Source organism: Clostridium sp. 1001275B_160808_H3 (assembly GCF_015550425.1).
Taxonomy (GTDB): Bacteria; Bacillota; Clostridia; order Clostridiales; family Clostridiaceae; genus Clostridium.
Window position 1 is genome coordinate 15,488 of record NZ_JADNAT010000021.1, and the last position, 19,388, is coordinate 34,875.

Sequence of the window (19,388 nt, forward strand, 5' to 3'; positions counted from 1 at the left end):
CCTTAATTCTTTCTTCTTACTGCATTCTCCATTGGCAATCCTGTATCATAATCTAATTGCCTAGGCTCATACTCTTCATTTTCACGTTGTCTGGTATAACCTTCATTATCCCATATAGGAGTTATATTTCTTCTCCAAGGTCGCATAGACCATTGATATCCTCTATACAAATCACGTGTTTCATTCATATGATTAATTAAAATATCATGTAATTCATTTCGTTCTTTCTCATATGCTTCATCCATTATTAAATTATTTATCTCATAAGGATCCTTGTCCAAATCATAGAATTCGTCCGTATCTAATAAATGAATTACCAATTTATATTTTTTGCTAATTGCGGCTCTCATTATCTGTAAACCACCAAATCCGTCATGATCTACTTCGTAACGAGTAAATTCTGTAAAAACAACATCATTTATTTTTTCTGATGGATTATAGATTTGCTTCAACATACTATGTCCTTCAAGTAACTTTGGAATAGGTAATCCAAAGTAATCCATTATGGTAGGAGCTAAATCAATATGAGAGGCTGGTTCCTCGCATACGAATTCCTTTATTCCCCCTTTTATAATCAGCGGAATATTAGCAACTTCCTTGTAAGCTGTAGCATTTTTTGAAAATAGCCTATGCGCTCCAAGCATATCTCCATGATCAGAGGTAAATATAACTAAAGCATTTGGTACAAGTTCATTAATCACCTCTAAAACTCGTCCAATTTCATAATCTACAAAAGAATTAGAACCCAAAAATAAAGATAATCCCTTAGAAGGTTTATTAATTTCCTCTTCAGTTGCATTGAGATTATCTCCTGCCCATACTTGCTGCATGAAAGGCTTTTTAGATAGATCATCTTGGAAATTTGGACATCTATCAAATTTGAATCCATCATACATTGTATTGTATGGTGCTGGACACAAAGATGGGCCATGTGGTTCATCATAAGAAACAGTTAAAAAGAAATCTTGATCTTTAAATTCATTCAAAAATCTGATTGCTTTATCTGAACATCTGTGAGCATATGTAAAATTCTCAGAAAACCCTTCTTCATATGCTGTTTCTGGATTTCTAGATTTTACCCTTTCTTCTTTTGGTAACTCTTCCAAATAGCATTTCATATCATACCAATAATCTTGATTCCATCCTTCTGGACAAACTCCCAAGCCAAAATAATCCCCACCATCTAAATGCCATTTACCAATATAACCACATTCAATACCATTATCTGTTAGTCTCTGACCAATCGTCTTTACATTAGCACCCATTGCAATACTGTTAGATACCATACCATTGGTATGTGGAAATGTTCCAGTAAAAATCGCACTTCTAGCTGGTCCACATACTGGTTGACACGAATATGCATTTTCATATCTTATACCTTCATATGCCAGCTTATCCAAATGTGGAGTTTTCATATCTAAATTACCATAACAACCTAACATATCTTTTCTTGTTGTGTCAGTCATCAAAAAAACTACTTGTCTTTTCAAACTTATTTCTCCTTTCATATTTAACAATATATATTTTTCTTTTTTTCAATTTTATTATACTTAGAGCACATAGATAATCCTATATCAGAAAATGTTTTCAATATGGACAATTCTGCTTTTCTATGTTATGGTATTCAAAGAAAAGGAGGGGATGACAATGATTAATATTTCCGGACACTTAAGAAATCAACGAAGAATTATTGGATATAATGATGATACTACTCAATTAATGGTGAATTGTTGTGGTGAACAAATTCTTAAAACTAAAGATTACCATCAAGATCGCTCCAATGGAAGGCTAGACTATCAAATTATATATGTACACAAAGGATCAGGGCATTATTTGTTAGATAATGAGTGGAAGTTATTATCTAGTGGTAATATCATCCTATTTAAACCACTGGAACCCCAAGTATATTCTTACTATGCTAACGAGCAGCCAGAAATATATTGGATTCATTTTACTGGAAAAGAATGTGAAACTCTTATTAATAAATTCGAAATAAAAAATTGTTATATAGGAGAAAATTTAATATTAAAACAATTATTCCAATCGATTATTACAGAGCTTCAGCTTAAAAAAAAACGTTATGAAGATATCGTAGTAAGTAATTTATATCTTATGCTTGCTATGATTTCTAGATTGTCCCAAGCCGACCTTCTATCTACCGAAAACGATTTTTCAATAGATAGACTTGTAATTCAACTTAATCAAAAATATATGGAACCATGGACTATTTCATCAATGTCTGACTATTGTAAATTGAGTGAAGGCTATTTTTCACATAAATTCAAAAAACAAATGGGCATTTCTCCGATGAGTTATTTAAATGAACTTCGAATAGAAAAATCGAAGGAACTTCTTGAAGAAGGAACTATGAATATTTCAACTATATCCTCTGTCGTAGGATTTCAAGATTCGCTTTATTTCAGTAAGGTTTTTAAAAAATCAACAGGAATGTCACCAAGCAAATTTAAAAAATATTTATTAGAATCACGTACACCTGAATGGTATTCTGTTACATGATTACTTAAAAAAGCAGAATTATACATATAAGAGTCATTAAAAGCTATAGCCTAAAAATTGTACATTGTTATACTCATAAGTATGTTTTAATTAATTAAAATAGAAAGTGAGGTAGCAAAATGGTATATATTATTATTATTTGTGTATGTATGTTGTCATCAATCATTGGTTCGATATGTGGAATTGGTGGAGGGGTTATAATAAAGCCAGTACTAGATGCAGTTGGAATTATGTCTGTGAAAGCAGTTTCCTTTTTATCAGGTTGTACAGTTTTATCTATGTCAATAGTTTCATTAAGTAAAAATATTAAAATCAAGAATGAATTTGTATTTAATAAATTACTCGCTACTGTCTTAGCATTGGGTAGTGTTATTGGCGGGCTAATCGGTAATTCATTATTTCAAGATATCTTGAAAATATTTCCGGACAGCAATAAAATTGGGGCAATCCAGGCAATCATTTTATTAATCATTACATTAGGAACACTAATATATACAATTCATAAATACAAGATTCACACCCTTAATATTAAAAGTAAACTAATAATATTCCTTATTGGTCTAATCTTGGGTATTATGTCTTCTTTCCTTGGGATTGGAGGGGGTCCGATTAATTTGGTAGTACTATTCTATTTCTTTTCAATGAGTACTCGTGAAGCCACTATGTATTCAATATATGTAATTATGTTTTCTCAAATATCGAATCTTGCATCCACAATAATAACTTGGAATATTCCCTACTTTGATATCACTATTTTATTACTAATGATATTCTGTGGAATATTAGGTGGAGTTATTGGTAATTTATTGAACAAAAGAATGAATAATGAAAAGGTAGACAAATTATTTATTGTTGTGATGCTGTTAATCATATGTATTAATATTTATAATATTTTCAAATATATTTAAATCAGGACCTCCAGTCAAATGGAGCGGTCCTGATTATTTTATTATTTATAATAACTACAGGGTTGATCTGTGTATCATGGATGCTTCTAGTAATAATCAGAAATAAAAAAACTCCGTTTTAAAATTATAGGCATAGAACAAACCACCCGTTTAACAGGTGGTCTTGATTACTTATTTCTATATTAAAAAGTATTACTTTTATTCAAATCTTAAATAAAATGTAAAGTTTATCTCTTTTTCGTTTAGTCTATATTTATTATCTAGTTCTGGCCCACAGCTATTTGAACCTATTCCACTTTGCTTATAATCAACTATCAAGTAAGTTGCATCATCTTCAATTAACTCATAATTATGATTTTTATTTGTTAACTCTTCAGTTGAAAAATGGGATGCATTAAAACTAAAATCATCAATAGATACAACATAAATACTTGAGTCTTTATTATAAATTTTAACTTCCTTACATAGGCTTCTACTTCCATTTTCTTGAGGACGAATATAATCTTCATGCATTTTTGAAACACTTGTATTAAATCTTCCTAAATAGCTAGCATAATGCTTATCTTGATAATTTTCATAAGGCCCTAATCCAAAATAACTTATGCTTTCATAAGATTTATCCAATTTTATTTCGACTCCAAACCTAGGCAAAAAAGGTAAATTAACGTTCTTAATTGCATTAATTTCACACTTTATTAATCCATTTGGTAGTATAAACCATTTAACTATAATATCTAATATCTTTTCACGGTATATAGGTATTAGGCTTAAATGACTTGTAATTATTATACAATTTGTCATCTTTTCTATTGTTGTTTTATATACTCTTGTTTCTACCCTATCAAAACCAGCTTCCATCCACTCAATCTTTATTTTCCTATCATTGTCAGTGGGAGCACGCCATATTTTAAAATTCATATAATCTTTAATGAATTTGAAATTTTGATTTTCTATTGATTTGAATAATGCAGTGCTTTTATCATAAACATAATTAAAATTTCCATTAGTTATCTTTATTTCTTTTGATGTCTCATTTATTATAAACTCTTCTTCATCACTATTTACTTTTATAATAGTTTTAAATGAGTTAAGACTTTTTATATTGTTAGACCATATTACTTGGTCATGTCCTAATACCAAGTCTTCTTTATATAATAGGAAATCTAATTTTACAATGTATTCAAATAATATAGTTACAATTGTATTTGGTATTTCTGGTAAATCTAAACTATACCACTTTTCTTCTCTTGCCTTCAAAGTATTAAGTAACAATTCTTTTTCAGCAATAATATTACCATCTGAAAAAAGCTTGTACTTAACTTTCAAAAAATTACCTACATCTTTGAAATCCATCATGTTTTTTAACTTAACTTTTTTATTGATTTTATCTAAATCTACTACTCTTATAGGCCTATTAATATTTTGATATTCTAAAAGACCTGTATGAGGAATACGATCTGGATATACTAACCCATCAACGCAGAAATTTCCATCATGAGTACTTTCTCCGAAATCTCCACCATACCCATGAATTACCTTTCCTTCTTTATTTTTTCCTATGTATACGGCATGATCACACCATTCCCAAACATAAGCTCCTGCAAATTCGGGGTGCTCTTGGATTAATTCATCATACTCGTTTAAGCCCCCAGGACCATTCCCCATTGCATGTGCATATTCACATAATATTAATGGTTTATCTATTCCCTTATTAAAATAATCCTTTATTTCATCAATACTAGGATACATACGGCTAATAACATCTATATTGCTAAAATCATTCTCTCTATTTTTATCTGCATAATATGCTCCTTCATAGTGTAATAGCCTAGTATTATCTAGTTCCTTAGCCCTTATTAAACCATTCTCAAAATTGCACCCAAATCCTGATTCATTCCCAACTGACCACATGAAAATACACGATCTATTCCTATAGGGAATAATAGAAGCTTCAATCCTATCTTTAATAACATTTTCATAAATAGGATCATTTGCTATCATATTATAGTTTTCAAGGTATCCTCGTCCATATAATTCAACAACTCCATGTGTTTCAATATCGGCTTCATTGATAACAAGAAATCCATATTCATCACACATCTCATAAAAAATAGGAGATTTTGGATAGTGGGCTGTCCTAATTGAATTAAAGTTATGCCATTTCATTAGTATTAAATCCAAAATTAAATCTTCCTTTGTCATTACATACCCTTTTAAAGGATGACTATCATGATGATTCACCCCCCTCAACTTAATGCTTACACCATTTAGCTTTATAATCTTATCTTCAATAGAAATTACTCTCATCCCAACTTTTTCTTTAATAACTTCATAATCTGTCTTAATTAATAAAGTATATAAATTAGGAGTTTCAGGATTCCAAAGTTCAACTTCTTCTATTTTTAGAGTAATATCATCATCTATCATGGATCCAGATAGAATAATTTCATTTTTAGGATTTAATAGAAAATAACTAATTTCAGGATTCTCTACCTTATCTATAATTTCAAATGATAAAAATCCTATTTGTTTTTCTAGATCAATATCTGTAGTTATTTTATAATCTATAATCCTTGATTTAGAACGTTCTAAAATATATACATCTCTAAAAATACCAGACATTCTAAATTTATCTTGATCTTCAAAATAAGTTCCATCACACCACTTTAAAACAAGTACTGCTATTTTATTTTTTCCTTCTAATATTTCTTCTGTTATATCAAACTCTGAAATACTATGAGAGACTTGGCTATATCCAATAAACTTACCATTTAACCATACATAAAAGCATGAATCTACTCCTTCAAAATTCAGATGATAATCCTTGTCTTTTGAAAAGTCATCTATTTCAAAATCCCTTGTATACAGCCCACAAGGATTATTCATTGGTACAAATGGTGGGTTAAATCCGATTGGATATTTAACGTTTGTATATTGATGAGTATCATACCCATCCATTTGCCAGACAGAAGGAACGCTTATTAAATCAACATTATTATTAGTTAATTCAATATTAATATCGAAAGGCTCCAAATTATCGAAAATTTTAAATTCCCATATTCCATTTAATGATTTAAATCTCTTTTGCTCTTCTCTATTTATATTTTTAAGTGATTCATTAATGCTTTCAAATGGAACATAATAACTTCTTCTAGGCATCATATTTACATGCAAAAAAGAAATATTTTCATGATACGAATTTAACAACACTTTTATTCCCCCTTCTTTAAAATAGATACATTATAATAATGAATCATAAACATATTTTTCGCTTCTAGAAAGCGTTTACTTAAGTATATTTATATTATAATTAATAATTGTTTACTTTAATATAGAATTATAGTGCTAAAACATGTTATAATGTTTCCAAAAAAATATTAGGAGGATGAAATGCAGATTTTATGGAAAAAATATAAAAATAATAATTTTGAAGCAAACTTAGATGAATGTGGAATTGAACAAAGTACACCCGGAATTGGTTATAATTATGAAGTAGTAAAAAATGCTGTTATACATTACATTTCAAAAGGTAGTGGAGTTTTTAAAATTAATAATAAAATATATACACTAAAGAAGGGAGATGGGTTCATTCTATTAAAAGGAATGCATGTAGAATATATACCTTCTATTGATGATCCATGGAAATATTATTGGGTAGGATTTAGTGGACAAAATATAAATGAATATCTTAAAAGAACTTCAATCATAGACACCTGCATTATTAACTTTAATAAAAAATCAAAAATTCCTAATACAATAATTGATATGTGCAATATTTCAAAGAAATATAATCAAACTTCTTCTGATGATATATTATTATTAAGTAAATTACATTTACTTTTATATTATATTTCATCCGAATTTCCTAAATCTTTTAAATACTCTAATAATCTAACTCATACTTATATTCAAGAATCTATTGACTTTATAAATAATAATTATATGAAAGCAATAACAGTACAAGAAGTAGCTAATCATGTAAGTCTAAGCAGAAGTTATTTATACAAGATGTTTATTAAACATCTTGGTCAATCTACTCAAAGTTATTTGATTAATATTAGGATGTATAAGTCTTCACTATTACTAAAAGAGACTAGTTTACCCATATCAGAAGTTGCAAATAAAGTTGGTTATAGTGATCCATTATTATTTTCTAAGGCTTTTTCTAAACATTTTTCTATGTCTGCTTCAAATTATAGAAAAACTCATCAAAAAAATAAAGAATATTAAGTTGTATTTTAATTTAGAATCTTTTCAATTACTATGACATCATAATTTACTATTTTTATTTTTTGTAATTTAGGATATCTCAATTTAATATCGCACTATTAAATTTTCTTAATTAGTTTTCAGTACATAAACAATTATTTAAAATTTCATTAAAGCTTCACTAGATTTATAGAAAGAGTTACAACCATATGCAGCTCTTTCTTTATTAAAATTTGATTACTTTCATACTTATATTCTTTTAGTATTTATTGAACTATTTGAAGTTTCGCTAAATAAATGATTAAAAGAATCCTATCATATATAGCTGTATTAACGGAATACTTTATTATTAATGGAGTTTATATTCTTAAATAAAGAAAAGGAAATAGTTAATTGAAATTTCTCAATTAACTACTTCTTTTTAAACTTATATCCTAAACTCTTATGACTCTAGTTATATCATAATTGTTTCCATAAGTCTTACTTGTAGAATCCTTTTTAACTGTTTGAACAGACGTCAATTCGGATGTTAATGTACCTTATTGTTAAGATTTGTATATCATTAATTATTTAAAATGAAAGTTTAATTTGCGAGAAATTTTTCCTTCCATGTTTTATTAATTATATATTTATTATTCACTATCAATCACTAATTATATATTATCAATTGCTACAATATACTTCCCATCATAGGATAATCATCTTCTCCATTTCCACCATTTATGGCTTTTATACCAGAATGCAAGAATGTTGATCTAATTACTGAATAGTTCCCATATCTTTCTCTAATAGAATCTATGGTTTTATCTAAAGCGCGTTGTTTTTCTAATCTTTCATTATCAAATAGAGAACTTTGGAAAAATTCATTACTACAAAGATTCGTAACTCTTACGCCTAACTGTCTTATTGGTTCTCCTCTCCAGGATTCATTAAATGCTTTTACAATTTCTTTATATATTTCCTCTGTACAATCTGTATAATTTGATAATGTCCTTTGATGTATATATCTTTCAAAATTAAATCCTTTTATAGATATTGAAATTACCTTACATAAACTCTTATTGTTTCTTAATCTTATACAAACTGATTCTGTAAGTGATAAAATTATTTTTAAGGCTTCTTCTTTTGAAGTTACGTCCCAAGCTATAGTAGTAGAATTTCCTATTCCTTTGACATTTATATAATTATATTTTCTAACTGACGATTCTTCTATTCCGTTTGCATAGTTATAAATAACCTTACCATGGCTTTTAAAAATGCTTTCCAGAATCCCTATATCAAAATTTGCAAGTTCACCTATAGTATTTATATTTAACTTATCCAACTTGCTTTTTGTAGCTCTTCCAACCATGAATAAGTCATCTACAGGTAGAGGCCACATTTTATCTTTAATTTCTTCTTTAAATAATGTATGAATAGCATTTTTAGGATCAAAGTCACTTGCCATTTTTGCAAGTAATTTATTAGTACTTATTCCTACATTAACATTAAAACCAAGTTCACTTCTTATTTTATTTTGTATTTCAATTGCTTTTTCAATATAATTTTCTTTAAAATGACTCATATCCATAAATACTTCATCTACAGAGTATCTTTGAATTTTAGGTGAATATTCACAAAGCAAATTATACATAGCATTACTACAATCCATAAATAATCTATAATTAGGTTTAAATATTTTTAAATCAGGACATTTCTTTAATGCATCTACAACTGGCTCACCTGTTTTTATCTTATACTTTTTCGCAGGAATGGACTTAGCTAATACAATTCCATGCCTTTCATCAGTATTTCCACCTACTATTGATGGAATTTCTCTAATATCTTTTGTAGTTTCCCCTAGTTGTAACATCCTTACTGCTGTCCAAGAAAGATAAGCTGAATTAACATCGATATGAAAAACTATTCTTTCTTCCACAAAAGCACACTACCTTTCTAATACTTAAATAAAATCCACTTATAATTAGTTGCATCATATTTAATTTCAAATATTTTTTCTATACCATTTATACAGCTACTACATACAAACTTTTCCATTACCTTGCCTGATAGTTTTTCTTTCTCTCTCTTTAAAACCTTTTCTATCTTTATGACTTTACTTTCTTCTTCAAGTACTTTGAATCTAATGGGATTAATGGATCCATCTTCATTAAACCATGCTATCATTTGTATTGGTTTAGCTATAACCTTCAAGGATATCCCTCCTCTGGAAATTCTTAAATTAATTATATCGAACATATGTTCTTTTGTAAAGATAAATATATTATATGTTTTTATTGTATAAATTACTCATAATCTTATTAAAATACTAATTTAACTTATTGAGTATAGTACTTATTAGAATTTATAGAATTTTAATAATATATAATATGTATATACTATTTATATTACTTTTATATTTGTTAATATGATTTATTAATAAAATTACTTTGAAAATTTACATAATAGAAAAGTAGCTAACTATAAAATTATAATTAGCTACTTTGTATAAAACTTTATTTATATATTTTTTATTATTTTGGCAATTTTATAATTGCTTCCATAAAGTAGGAACTGTTCCTGGTAACCATCCCATATGTGATGTGTGAGCAAATATACACTCATAAGTTTTTCCTTGATAAGTTACCTTATCTCCTAATTTGTAACTAACTCCTGATTGCCATTCTTGTACTGATGGTACTTCAACTTCTTTAACTTCTACTACGCAGTTTGCTGAAGTTACAGATACACCAGCTGCATCTTTTACTGTTACTGAGTAAGTATAAGTTCCATAAGCCTTATTCGTAAAATCCTTTTTAACTGTTTGAACAGATGTTAATCCTGATGTTAATGCACCTGTTGCTATAGATTTGCCATTTTCAAATAGCTCATATGATGTTGCAGTATTATAAGTTGGCACATTAATAGTTAATGAGTAGCTTTTATTAGCAACTGCTGATGATTTAACTGATGCCGCTTTTAGTGATGGTTTTTCTGGAACTACTTCAGATAATGAATCAAAAAATGGTCTATAGCTCTTAACAAATTCTTTATTGTTTACGTTATCCCAATTTATTGACCAAGCCATTATTCCTCTAAGATTTGGATATTTCTCTCCTATCATTTTATAAGAACCACCATAGGATTGTCCTTTTATTAAATAATTTAAAGCTTTAAGCATTTCTGTTGGTGGAATATAACCTGAATTTGGATTTAATGTTCCTTTTTGTGAAGCTGGAACACCAATTACTACTTGCTCTTGCTTTAATGGAGCAAAGAAGCTATTTTTTGATGCTCTTGTTTGGAATCCTTGTAATAGCATTTCTACCATAGCAACTTGAAAATCTGCTGTTCCTTGATTATAGGTAATTCCATCAAGGGCCATATTTCCTCCACAGTTATAGTGTTGAACTTGTAAATAATCAAGTTCATTTCTTACTGCATCTATAAGTGGAAGATATGCCCCCCAATTAGTTGCATAACCAGTATTACCACCTTGAACATATGATAATTCTGGAGCCATACTTATAATGAAATTGTCTCCATATTTTTTTACTAAGTCCTTGATAATCTTAATGAAGTTAACTATTTGAGGCGTAGTAGGATTTTTAAGATCTGTATCTCCAGGTTGAAGTATCATTCCACTTCCACCTTCAAGATCAATATCTATTCCATCAAATCCATACTTGTCTATTAAACCTGTAAGTGATGTCATAAATTTTTCTCTTGCTGCATCTGTTGGAACTTGAATTGTACCTTCTGCACCACCTAAAGATAAAACTACTTTCTTACCTTTACTTTGTACATAATCGATATCGGCTATGAATTCCTTTTCATCATAAACTGGATGTAGCTCTACAACTGCTCTATCTGTATATGTCTCTCCAAATGAAACATTTATTATATCCCATGCTGGATCTACATCTCTTATTTTAACAATCCCAGCTCCGTTATCAAAATTATGCCAATATCCAACAAGTAATCTTCCATTACCAGCTATATTGGTATCAGCTTTAAATTTTGAACTTGGCGTAATAGTCATTATTATTAGTGTAGCAATAAACAGTGATAAGATTTTCTTGAAATTTTTATACATATTATCCCTTCCCCTTATACATACCTTTTAAAATTATTTATCTTCTGTCTATCACGATTAATATTTATCTTTTAGATATATATCTTAAGATTCTATAAATATCACCTCCAAAATAAATAAAATAACTAAGCGCCCTTAATTACATTTTACATTATTTTGATATCATGTAAATATAATACACAATATATTTTTTAGTATATATTATAAAAAATAATTAACTAGCCCCAAGCAAGTAGGCTAGTTCATTTTAATTATCTATATGTTAAATTTTTGAACAATTTCATTTAATTTTTGAGCAAGTTCTGCTTGATTTTGTGCTGTTTGTGCGACTTGCTCAATTGCCTTTGTAGTTTCTCTCATGCTTTCTCTAATATCTTCTGCCTTTTCGCTAGATTCTTGTGAAGATGCAGCCATGTTTTGTACAGCATCACTAACTTGTCCAACTGTAGCTGTTATTTCTTCAGACATAGCAGCAATTTCATCAGACATTTGGCTTACAAATTCAGAATCGTCATGATACTTATTACCTGTTTCACCATATGCATCTAATTGTAAATTTACATTAGTGTTAACAAACTCTAGTATATCATTTCCTGCTTCAATGCTACTTTTAAATGCATGTTGTACTTTTAAAATAGTTTCTTTAATATTTTTCACTGATTCAGCTGACTGTTCAGCTAATTTTCTTACTTCATCTGCAACAACTGCAAAACCTTTTCCTTGTTCCCCTGCTCTTGCTGCTTCAATAGCTGCATTTAATGCAAGTAAATTAGTTTGCTCAGCTATACTTCCTATAGTATCTGCCATAACTTTTATACTTTCTACAACTTTACCATCTTCAATTGCTTTTTCCATCTTTTCTTTCTTTTGAGTATATACTTCTCTTGTTTCTTCAATTGCTTTTTTACTACTATCTTTAACTTCTATAGCCCTTTTCTTTGCAGCATTTGATATATTGCTTCCATCCATAGATTTAGCAGATAATATATTTATACTTGCATCAACTTCTTCAATTGATGCACTTATTTCTTCTGTTACAGCTCCAGACTCCTGTATTCCAGAAGCAATAGTATCAACAGCTTCATCAATTATAACAATTTTAGAAAATAGTTCTTCTACTGTTGCTGAAAGTTCTTCTGACGAAGCTCCTATATTTTCAGAATCCTCAATAATTAATTTTACTAAGTTACTTACATTTTCCTGTGCTTTATTTAATGCATTTGCAGTTTCTCCAAATTCATCTTTACTTTTAAAGTCAATTGAATGGCTAAAATCATAAGAAGATAGTCTAATTGCAAAATCTTTTATTCTTATAAGTGGATTGGTTATTTGCTTACTTAAAATAAAAGCTAAAATTATAGCTATTAATAGTGAACCTGCTAGTAAAAATATATTAATAACTATACTATTTACTAAATCTTGTTTTACTATAGCTTCTCTAGCATCTATTATTTCATCAATATCATCTATGTAATTTCCTGTTCCTATTACCCAATTAAATGGCTTATAAAGCTTACTATAGCTTCTTTTAGGAGATGCATCACTTTCTCCCGCTTTAGGAAACCAATATTCAGTATATCCTCCCTCTTCTTTTTTACCATTTTCAATTATATCTTTTATCATATAATTTCCTTTAGCATCTTTATCATTAAGTCTATTTTTCCCTTCAGTATCAGTTCCTAAATATACAACATTTACTCCTTCTACAGTATCTGCCCAGAAATAACCCTCTTCACCAAATTTTAAATTTCTTAGTAACTCTGCACTTTGTTTTTTAGCTTCATCAACTGTAAGTACTCCAGTTTTAGTTTTTTCATTAAGTCCATCTATCATGGAAATAGCAATTTCTACTTGCTCCTTTATTCTTTGATCATAATCTTCATTTAAACTTTCTTTTTGAATAGATAATAATTTGCTATTACTTTGGATGTTTTTAAAAGTCATAGTAGCAGTTATGATTAAAGCTGTTACTAGAGATATAAACATCGTAACAATAATTAGTTTGTACTTAACTTTATTCATGAATAGTCCTCCTTATTATAAATCTTTAGTATATAATCCCATTTAAAACACACATTAAAATTTCAAAAATTATCCTGTATTATGTTTAATGCTATTTTAAATAGAATTAAAGAAACATCATTTCATTTTGATATTGTATATACCTTAATGATATTATTCTATATGTTTCAGACGTTTTTGATTTTCTCATATATAAATATTCGTATGTTATAGATGAAACTGTACTATAAAATGTATTGTACTTATATATTTTTATTAATATAATAAAACTTAAATTTATAATTCTAAATTCCTTAAAATATAACTGTAGTTTTCTATATAAATATTAAAATAACTATGCAAAAATAATGAAGTGATTATTTTTGCATAGTTATTTTAATTAGTATAATTAATTTAGTTTTTTCTTCTTAAAAACTGTATTCCTGAAATAAAACCATAAACCATAAATATAGATGCTATTAGCTTTGCAAAAAAGCTAAACTTATCATCACCATTTGAAACTAGAGATGAGATACTTATTCCTGTTAAAAATGTAAAAATAGATATGAACATTAGTTTTTTATCTTCCATATCATGTTGCATAACTCTACATATAAGATATATTAATAATATTATAAAAAAAATTAAAGATATTAAAATATTACTCACCCCCATTTATTAAATATGTTATTTATAATATAAGTTTTTTTATATTGAAAGCTTATATAACTTATATCTTTAAAGTAGTTTCATCAATCCATTTATATTTAGGCTTAATTTCTCTTATATCATCAACTAATTTAAATAGAGCAACATCTTTTTCTTTACATTCTAACATTACATCTATATCTTTATCAAATATTTTCAAAATTTCCATAAATTCTATAAAATCATATGGATTTATAAAGTCTGAATGTTTCTTATCAACTTTATCAATTAAAGTCGTATCTTTAGGCGATGAAAAATGCATCTTAGGTGGCAAGCTTTCATTATCCCAAGTTCTTAATATATCACCTAAAATATTTACAATGTCATCTCCTTCATTATTACAATTATGATGATGAATATCTAAAACCATAGGTATATTTAATATTTTGCATAACTTTAAGGTTTCTTTAGCTGTATATGTTTTATCATCATTTTCTATAATTAATTTGTCTCTTAGATTTTTAGGAAATTCATTAAAGTTATTAATAAATCTATCTATTGCTGCTTCTTTTCCTCCAGTTGCTCCACCTACATGAATTACCATTTTACCTTGCTTATAATTCATGTCTTCAAACCACTCTACTTGTCTCATTAAGTTTATTAATGTATTTTGAACAACTTTAGTATTACTGCTATTTATAACATTAAATTCATCTGGATGAGTATCGACTCTCATATTAGAATCCTTTATCAGCTTCCCAACATATTCAAAATCTTTTTTTAATATTTCTCTATGTCCCCAATATCCAACTTCAGGATGAGTTACTAAAGGAATTAATGCTGATGTTATTCTATAAAAATGTATATTATTTTTTATGTTATATTTTAATAATTCTTGTAATGCATTTAAATTTGATAAAGCCACAGTTTTTAACTTTTCTAATCTCTTTTCTTCTGATGTAATTTTATTATAATTTGCAAAAGTAACAGTACTAGAGCTTGTTACCTTTTTGCCTAATATGTTTGAAATAGCAACATATCCAAGTCTTACTATCATAAGTATTCTCCTATCTAAGCATTATTTAAGAGTAGTATTCCCTGATAAAAAAATTACATTTATAAATTTAAAATATGCAAAATTCTATTCTCACTCGAACTATTATATTTAATTCTCTATTAGCTAATCTTTATTGAGATATAGATATTATTGTACCAGTTAAATAAACTATAGCTAATATAGTTACACATATACCTAATATAAATTGCTCCTTAAATGATACTCTAGAGTATTTTTTATATTTAAATTTCCCATTTATAGTAATAGAAATTCCTGAAAATAAAAGTATAATTTGAGGTATTATATTGAATATATCATTGTTAATTGTTGTTAATAGAAATAATATTAATACTATGATAATAAAAATAGTATTTAAAACATTATATATTTTTTCACTCATACATTATCCTTTATATTTTTGTAATATTACCTTATACCTTATTTTACCATGTTAGTATTTGGTATATAAAGGATTATCTTTATATAAAAATTTTGTTTTAATATAAAAATACACTAAGAAGTAAACTTAGTGCATTTAATTAATTAATATAAAATTAGATTTAATTTAAATATTATTTATTTCTTTCATAAGGATATTAACACTTTCAATATCAAAACCTTCTTTATAATTTTGTTTACTTGCCCATAAGGCTACATTTTCATAATCAGGATGGTTTTTGTCATTAATTACTTCTAAAAATTCCATATATTCTTCTATTCCTCCGATATCTTCAGGTGGACAATTTCCTTCTGCTTCAATGCATTTAGGATAATCATTTATATAATCTTCAATTATTTCTTCTACAATAATATCATGTTTCCAGTAATCGCCAAAATCGTATACATATTCAATTTTTTTACTTTTAGTTAAATAATAATCTACATTAACTTCACTACTAAGTTTAGGTTTAATTTTAAGCATATTCTTTATAAATCCATGAGGATCATTTTTTTCATTTAACTTTAATTTAGAATAAAGTTCATATTCAGATATTGCTTCTTTATCACAAGTAACTCTTAAATTTTCTTCTTTAATATTAAAATCATATAAATAACTATTTCTCCATCCCATGGAAATCTGAATTATATTATGTAATTTTTCAAAACTAATATTAGAAGGAACTATAACTCTTCTATATATCAATGGTTCACTATCTCTTAATTCTATTTTTATCTTATATGCTCTCATAATCTATATCCTTTTCCTATATTTTAAAAGTATCTTGGTATTTGAATCATTTATTCCTATAATACTTATTATATTAATATTTTGAGTAATTAATAGTTGATTATATTTCCAATTACATAAGTGAACATTATTGATTTTAACTTCAAATCAAATTAATAATTTCCTTAGTCTAATAATAAATGCCCAAGGGGTATATCCCCTTGGGCACTTAATTATATTGCTAAAAGCATTGCTTTTGTTTCATCATCACAAAAAGCCGCATTAACACTATTTATATAAATTTCTTTGTATTCATCTAGATTTACTTTAAATGTTTCAATTAATTTGCTTGTTTCTTCATTTAAATTTATATTAGAAACTGTTCTATTATCCGTACTAAGGTTAACTTTAATATTATCTTTATGATATTTATATATAGGATGATCCTCATATGAATTTACAGCTTTTGTATCTACATTACTTTTGGGGCACATTTCTAATGTTATTCCATTTTCTTTTACTAGATTATATGCTTCTTCATCATTATATATAAATACTCCATGTCCTATTCTTTCCGCTCCTAAAAGATTTATGGAATCTCTTACATTTTTACCGAATCCAGTTTCTCCTGCATGGATTGTAATTCTAAATCCCTTTTCCTTTGCAATTTTCATTGCTTCTATATATTCATAAGCAAAATCTTCTTTTTCAGATGATGCTAAATCTATTGCTACAACACCTTTTCCAAGGTATTTTTCTCCTGCTCTTATAGATTCATATACATGATTTAAATCTAATCCTCTAATACAAGAAATTATTACATTACCTTTTATATCATACTTATTTTCAGCATCTTTTATGCCGTCTATAACACTTTCTATAATTTCTTCTAAAGCTAGTCCTTTTTTTGTATGAAATATTGGTGCAAATCTAACTTCTATATATTTAACATTTTCTTTTGCAGCATCTTCTAACAACTCATAAGATGCCCTTCTTAAATTTTCTTTTGTTTGCAGAACTTCATTAGGTAAATCAAACCTCTTTAAATATTCATCTAAAGAATCACAATCCTCTGCAATAGTTAATAAATTTTTAACGTAATCATAGTCATAACTGTCTAATAGAATATTTTCTTTTTTAGCAAGCTCTATAACCGTTTCAACTCTTAAGCTACCATCTAAATGACAGTGAAGCTCTATTTTAGGTAAGTTATTAATATCCATAAAATTAGTCCTCCTTAAAATTCTTATATATGTAAAAAATAATCTTCTCAATATACAAACAAACTACTTTAGTTTTAGATTAAATCAACAATATATTATTAATTTAAATATATTTAGATATAAAAAAATTCTTAATTACGAAGAAATCACAAATAAAATGATTTCTTCGTAATCAAGAATTTTTGGCTCTTGGTAGAAACCCCTAAACCATATTATTAGGGTTATACGAAGGTATTTAATGTATCTTTATTTAAATTAATATTTATTTTAGCATATATACATGAATAGTCAACATAAAATTTTGATGTGTTATATCATAATATTGATATTGCTTATATTTAGTTAATAAATAAAAAAGAGCAGCCGCACAATTGAAAATACAAAATTTCACATTCTTCATTTTGCATTAGCTTGCTTTATGCGGCAGCCCCTTAATTAAGTAATTACTATTCTATATTTCCTCTATAAAGAATTCTTTCTGGAATGTTTATTTTAAAACTCTTTTCATGCATTTTAATTATTTTTTCTTCTTTATCATCAACTAAAGAAATTACTTCACCAGTTTCTCCTGCTCTTCCAACTCTACCTGCTCTATGTAGATAGTCTTTAGAATCTTCTGGGATATCAAAATTAACAACATGAGTTATTCCTTTTATATCTAAACCTCTAGCTGCTATATCAGAAGCAATTAAAACATTAATTTTACCTTTTCTAAAGTTCTCTAAAGCTCTTTTTCTATCTTCCATCTTTCCATTTCCACCAATAGCTGCTACTTTAACATTATTAAATGTCAAATATTCAACAGCAGTGTTAGTTGTATAGCTATCATTATTAAATACTAAAACCTTTGGAGATTTTAAGGCATTTAAAAGTTTTCTTAAAGTTTCAACTTTCTTTCTACTATCAGTCTTTATGTAATTATGATTAATATTCTCATTAACTTTGTTATTCTTAACTGAAACTACTTTTATGTCTTCTGCTAAAGTTTTAGCAATATCTAAAGTTTTACCATTTAATGTAGCTGAAAACATCATAACTTGAGTTAGCTTTGGTGTAACCTTTATTATATCTTTTACAGTTGGAAGATTATTTTTATCTAAAAGCTTATCTACTTCATCAATTACAATAGTTTTTATTGTATGAGCAGTTACTTTCTTTTTTCTTATTAATTCTAGAATTCTTCCTGATGATCCTACTAAAATATGTGGTTTTGCTTTTAAATTATCTATTTGTCTTTTTATATTAGCACTTCCAATTAAAGGTGTAGAGGTAATTTCTAAACCTGATGCCTTTTTTACTTCATTTATAGTATTATTTATTTGAATAGCTAATTCATGAGTTGGTGCTAATATTATACATTGCATTTCTTTTTTGCTTATATCTATGTTTTCAATTATAGGTAAAAGGTATGCTAGGGTTTTTCCTGTACCTGTCTCTGATTGTCCAATTAAATTAACTTTTTCTAGGGCCAATGGAATAATTTTTTCTTGTATTTCAGTGGGTTCATTTATTCCCATAGCATTTAATCCACTAATTATTTTTTCATTTATTTTTAGATTTTCAAAACTCTTTTCCATAACTA

The 19,388-nt window shown here is 27.2% G+C and carries 15 protein-coding genes and 1 riboswitch; of the genes, 3 read left to right on the forward strand and 12 right to left on the reverse strand.

Going from position 1 to position 19,388, the window contains the following annotated elements:
• Positions 1 to 2: 2 nt before the first annotated feature.
• Positions 3 to 1,490, reverse strand: coding sequence for a sulfatase-like hydrolase/transferase (locus I2A75_RS14295; protein WP_195265690.1), 1,488 nt, complete (start codon positions 1,488 to 1,490; stop codon positions 3 to 5).
• Positions 1,491 to 1,647: 157 nt separating this feature from the next.
• Here I2A75_RS14295 and I2A75_RS14300 point away from each other — a divergent pair, with 157 nt between their 5' ends.
• Positions 1,648 to 2,517, forward strand: a complete 870-nt coding sequence (locus I2A75_RS14300) for an AraC family transcriptional regulator (RefSeq protein WP_195265691.1) — start codon at positions 1,648 to 1,650, stop codon at positions 2,515 to 2,517.
• 149 nt (positions 2,518 to 2,666) lie between these two features.
• Positions 2,667 to 3,425, forward strand: a complete 759-nt coding sequence (locus tag I2A75_RS14305; protein ID WP_243242180.1) for a TSUP family transporter — start codon at positions 2,667 to 2,669, stop codon at positions 3,423 to 3,425.
• 198 nt (positions 3,426 to 3,623) lie between these two features.
• Here I2A75_RS14305 and I2A75_RS14310 read toward each other — a convergent pair whose 3' ends face one another.
• Complete coding sequence (locus I2A75_RS14310) at positions 3,624 to 6,635, reverse strand: glycoside hydrolase family 2 TIM barrel-domain containing protein (RefSeq protein WP_347707768.1); 3,012 nt, start codon at positions 6,633 to 6,635, stop codon at positions 3,624 to 3,626.
• Between the two features lie 180 nt (positions 6,636 to 6,815).
• Here I2A75_RS14310 and I2A75_RS14315 point away from each other — a divergent pair, with 180 nt between their 5' ends.
• Positions 6,816 to 7,655 (forward strand): AraC family transcriptional regulator, encoded by an 840-nt coding sequence (locus I2A75_RS14315; protein WP_195265694.1) that lies wholly within the window; start codon positions 6,816 to 6,818, stop codon positions 7,653 to 7,655.
• Between the two features lie 649 nt (positions 7,656 to 8,304).
• On the opposite strand, the gene I2A75_RS14320 is transcribed toward I2A75_RS14315, so the two are convergent.
• The 10 genes from I2A75_RS14320 to I2A75_RS14365 form a co-directional block, all read right to left on the reverse strand.
• Positions 8,305 to 9,552, reverse strand: a complete 1,248-nt coding sequence (locus tag I2A75_RS14320; RefSeq protein WP_195265695.1) for a DNA polymerase IV — start codon at positions 9,550 to 9,552, stop codon at positions 8,305 to 8,307.
• A gap of 17 nt (positions 9,553 to 9,569) precedes the next feature.
• Complete coding sequence (locus tag I2A75_RS14325; protein ID WP_195265697.1) at positions 9,570 to 9,827, reverse strand: hypothetical protein; 258 nt, start codon at positions 9,825 to 9,827, stop codon at positions 9,570 to 9,572.
• Positions 9,828 to 10,161: 334 nt separating this feature from the next.
• Positions 10,162 to 11,709, reverse strand: a complete 1,548-nt coding sequence (locus I2A75_RS14330) for a glycosyl hydrolase family 18 protein (protein WP_195265699.1) — start codon at positions 11,707 to 11,709, stop codon at positions 10,162 to 10,164.
• A gap of 255 nt (positions 11,710 to 11,964) precedes the next feature.
• Positions 11,965 to 13,731 (reverse strand): methyl-accepting chemotaxis protein, encoded by a 1,767-nt coding sequence (locus I2A75_RS14335; protein WP_195265701.1) that lies wholly within the window; start codon positions 13,729 to 13,731, stop codon positions 11,965 to 11,967.
• A gap of 393 nt (positions 13,732 to 14,124) precedes the next feature.
• Complete coding sequence (locus I2A75_RS14340) at positions 14,125 to 14,313, reverse strand: hypothetical protein (RefSeq protein WP_195265703.1); 189 nt, start codon at positions 14,311 to 14,313, stop codon at positions 14,125 to 14,127.
• A gap of 127 nt (positions 14,314 to 14,440) precedes the next feature.
• Positions 14,441 to 15,415 (reverse strand): UV DNA damage repair endonuclease UvsE, encoded by a 975-nt coding sequence (uvsE, locus tag I2A75_RS14345; protein WP_195265705.1) that lies wholly within the window; start codon positions 15,413 to 15,415, stop codon positions 14,441 to 14,443.
• Positions 15,416 to 15,545: 130 nt separating this feature from the next.
• Positions 15,546 to 15,815 (reverse strand): hypothetical protein, encoded by a 270-nt coding sequence (locus I2A75_RS14350; protein ID WP_195265707.1) that lies wholly within the window; start codon positions 15,813 to 15,815, stop codon positions 15,546 to 15,548.
• A 165-nt stretch (positions 15,816 to 15,980) separates the two neighbouring features.
• On the reverse strand, positions 15,981 to 16,604 hold the full coding sequence (locus I2A75_RS14355; protein ID WP_195265709.1) for a plasmid pRiA4b ORF-3 family protein: 624 nt from the start codon (positions 16,602 to 16,604) through the stop codon (positions 15,981 to 15,983).
• Between the two features lie 212 nt (positions 16,605 to 16,816).
• Complete coding sequence (gene add, locus I2A75_RS14360) at positions 16,817 to 17,806, reverse strand: adenosine deaminase (RefSeq protein ID WP_195265711.1); 990 nt, start codon at positions 17,804 to 17,806, stop codon at positions 16,817 to 16,819.
• A 149-nt stretch (positions 17,807 to 17,955) separates the two neighbouring features.
• Positions 17,956 to 18,055, reverse strand: a riboswitch (purine riboswitch).
• A gap of 197 nt (positions 18,056 to 18,252) precedes the next feature.
• Entirely contained in the window at positions 18,253 to 19,383 is a 1,131-nt protein-coding gene (locus tag I2A75_RS14365; RefSeq protein ID WP_195265713.1) for a DEAD/DEAH box helicase, read from the reverse strand.
• Between the last annotated feature and the right edge of the window lie 5 nt (positions 19,384 to 19,388).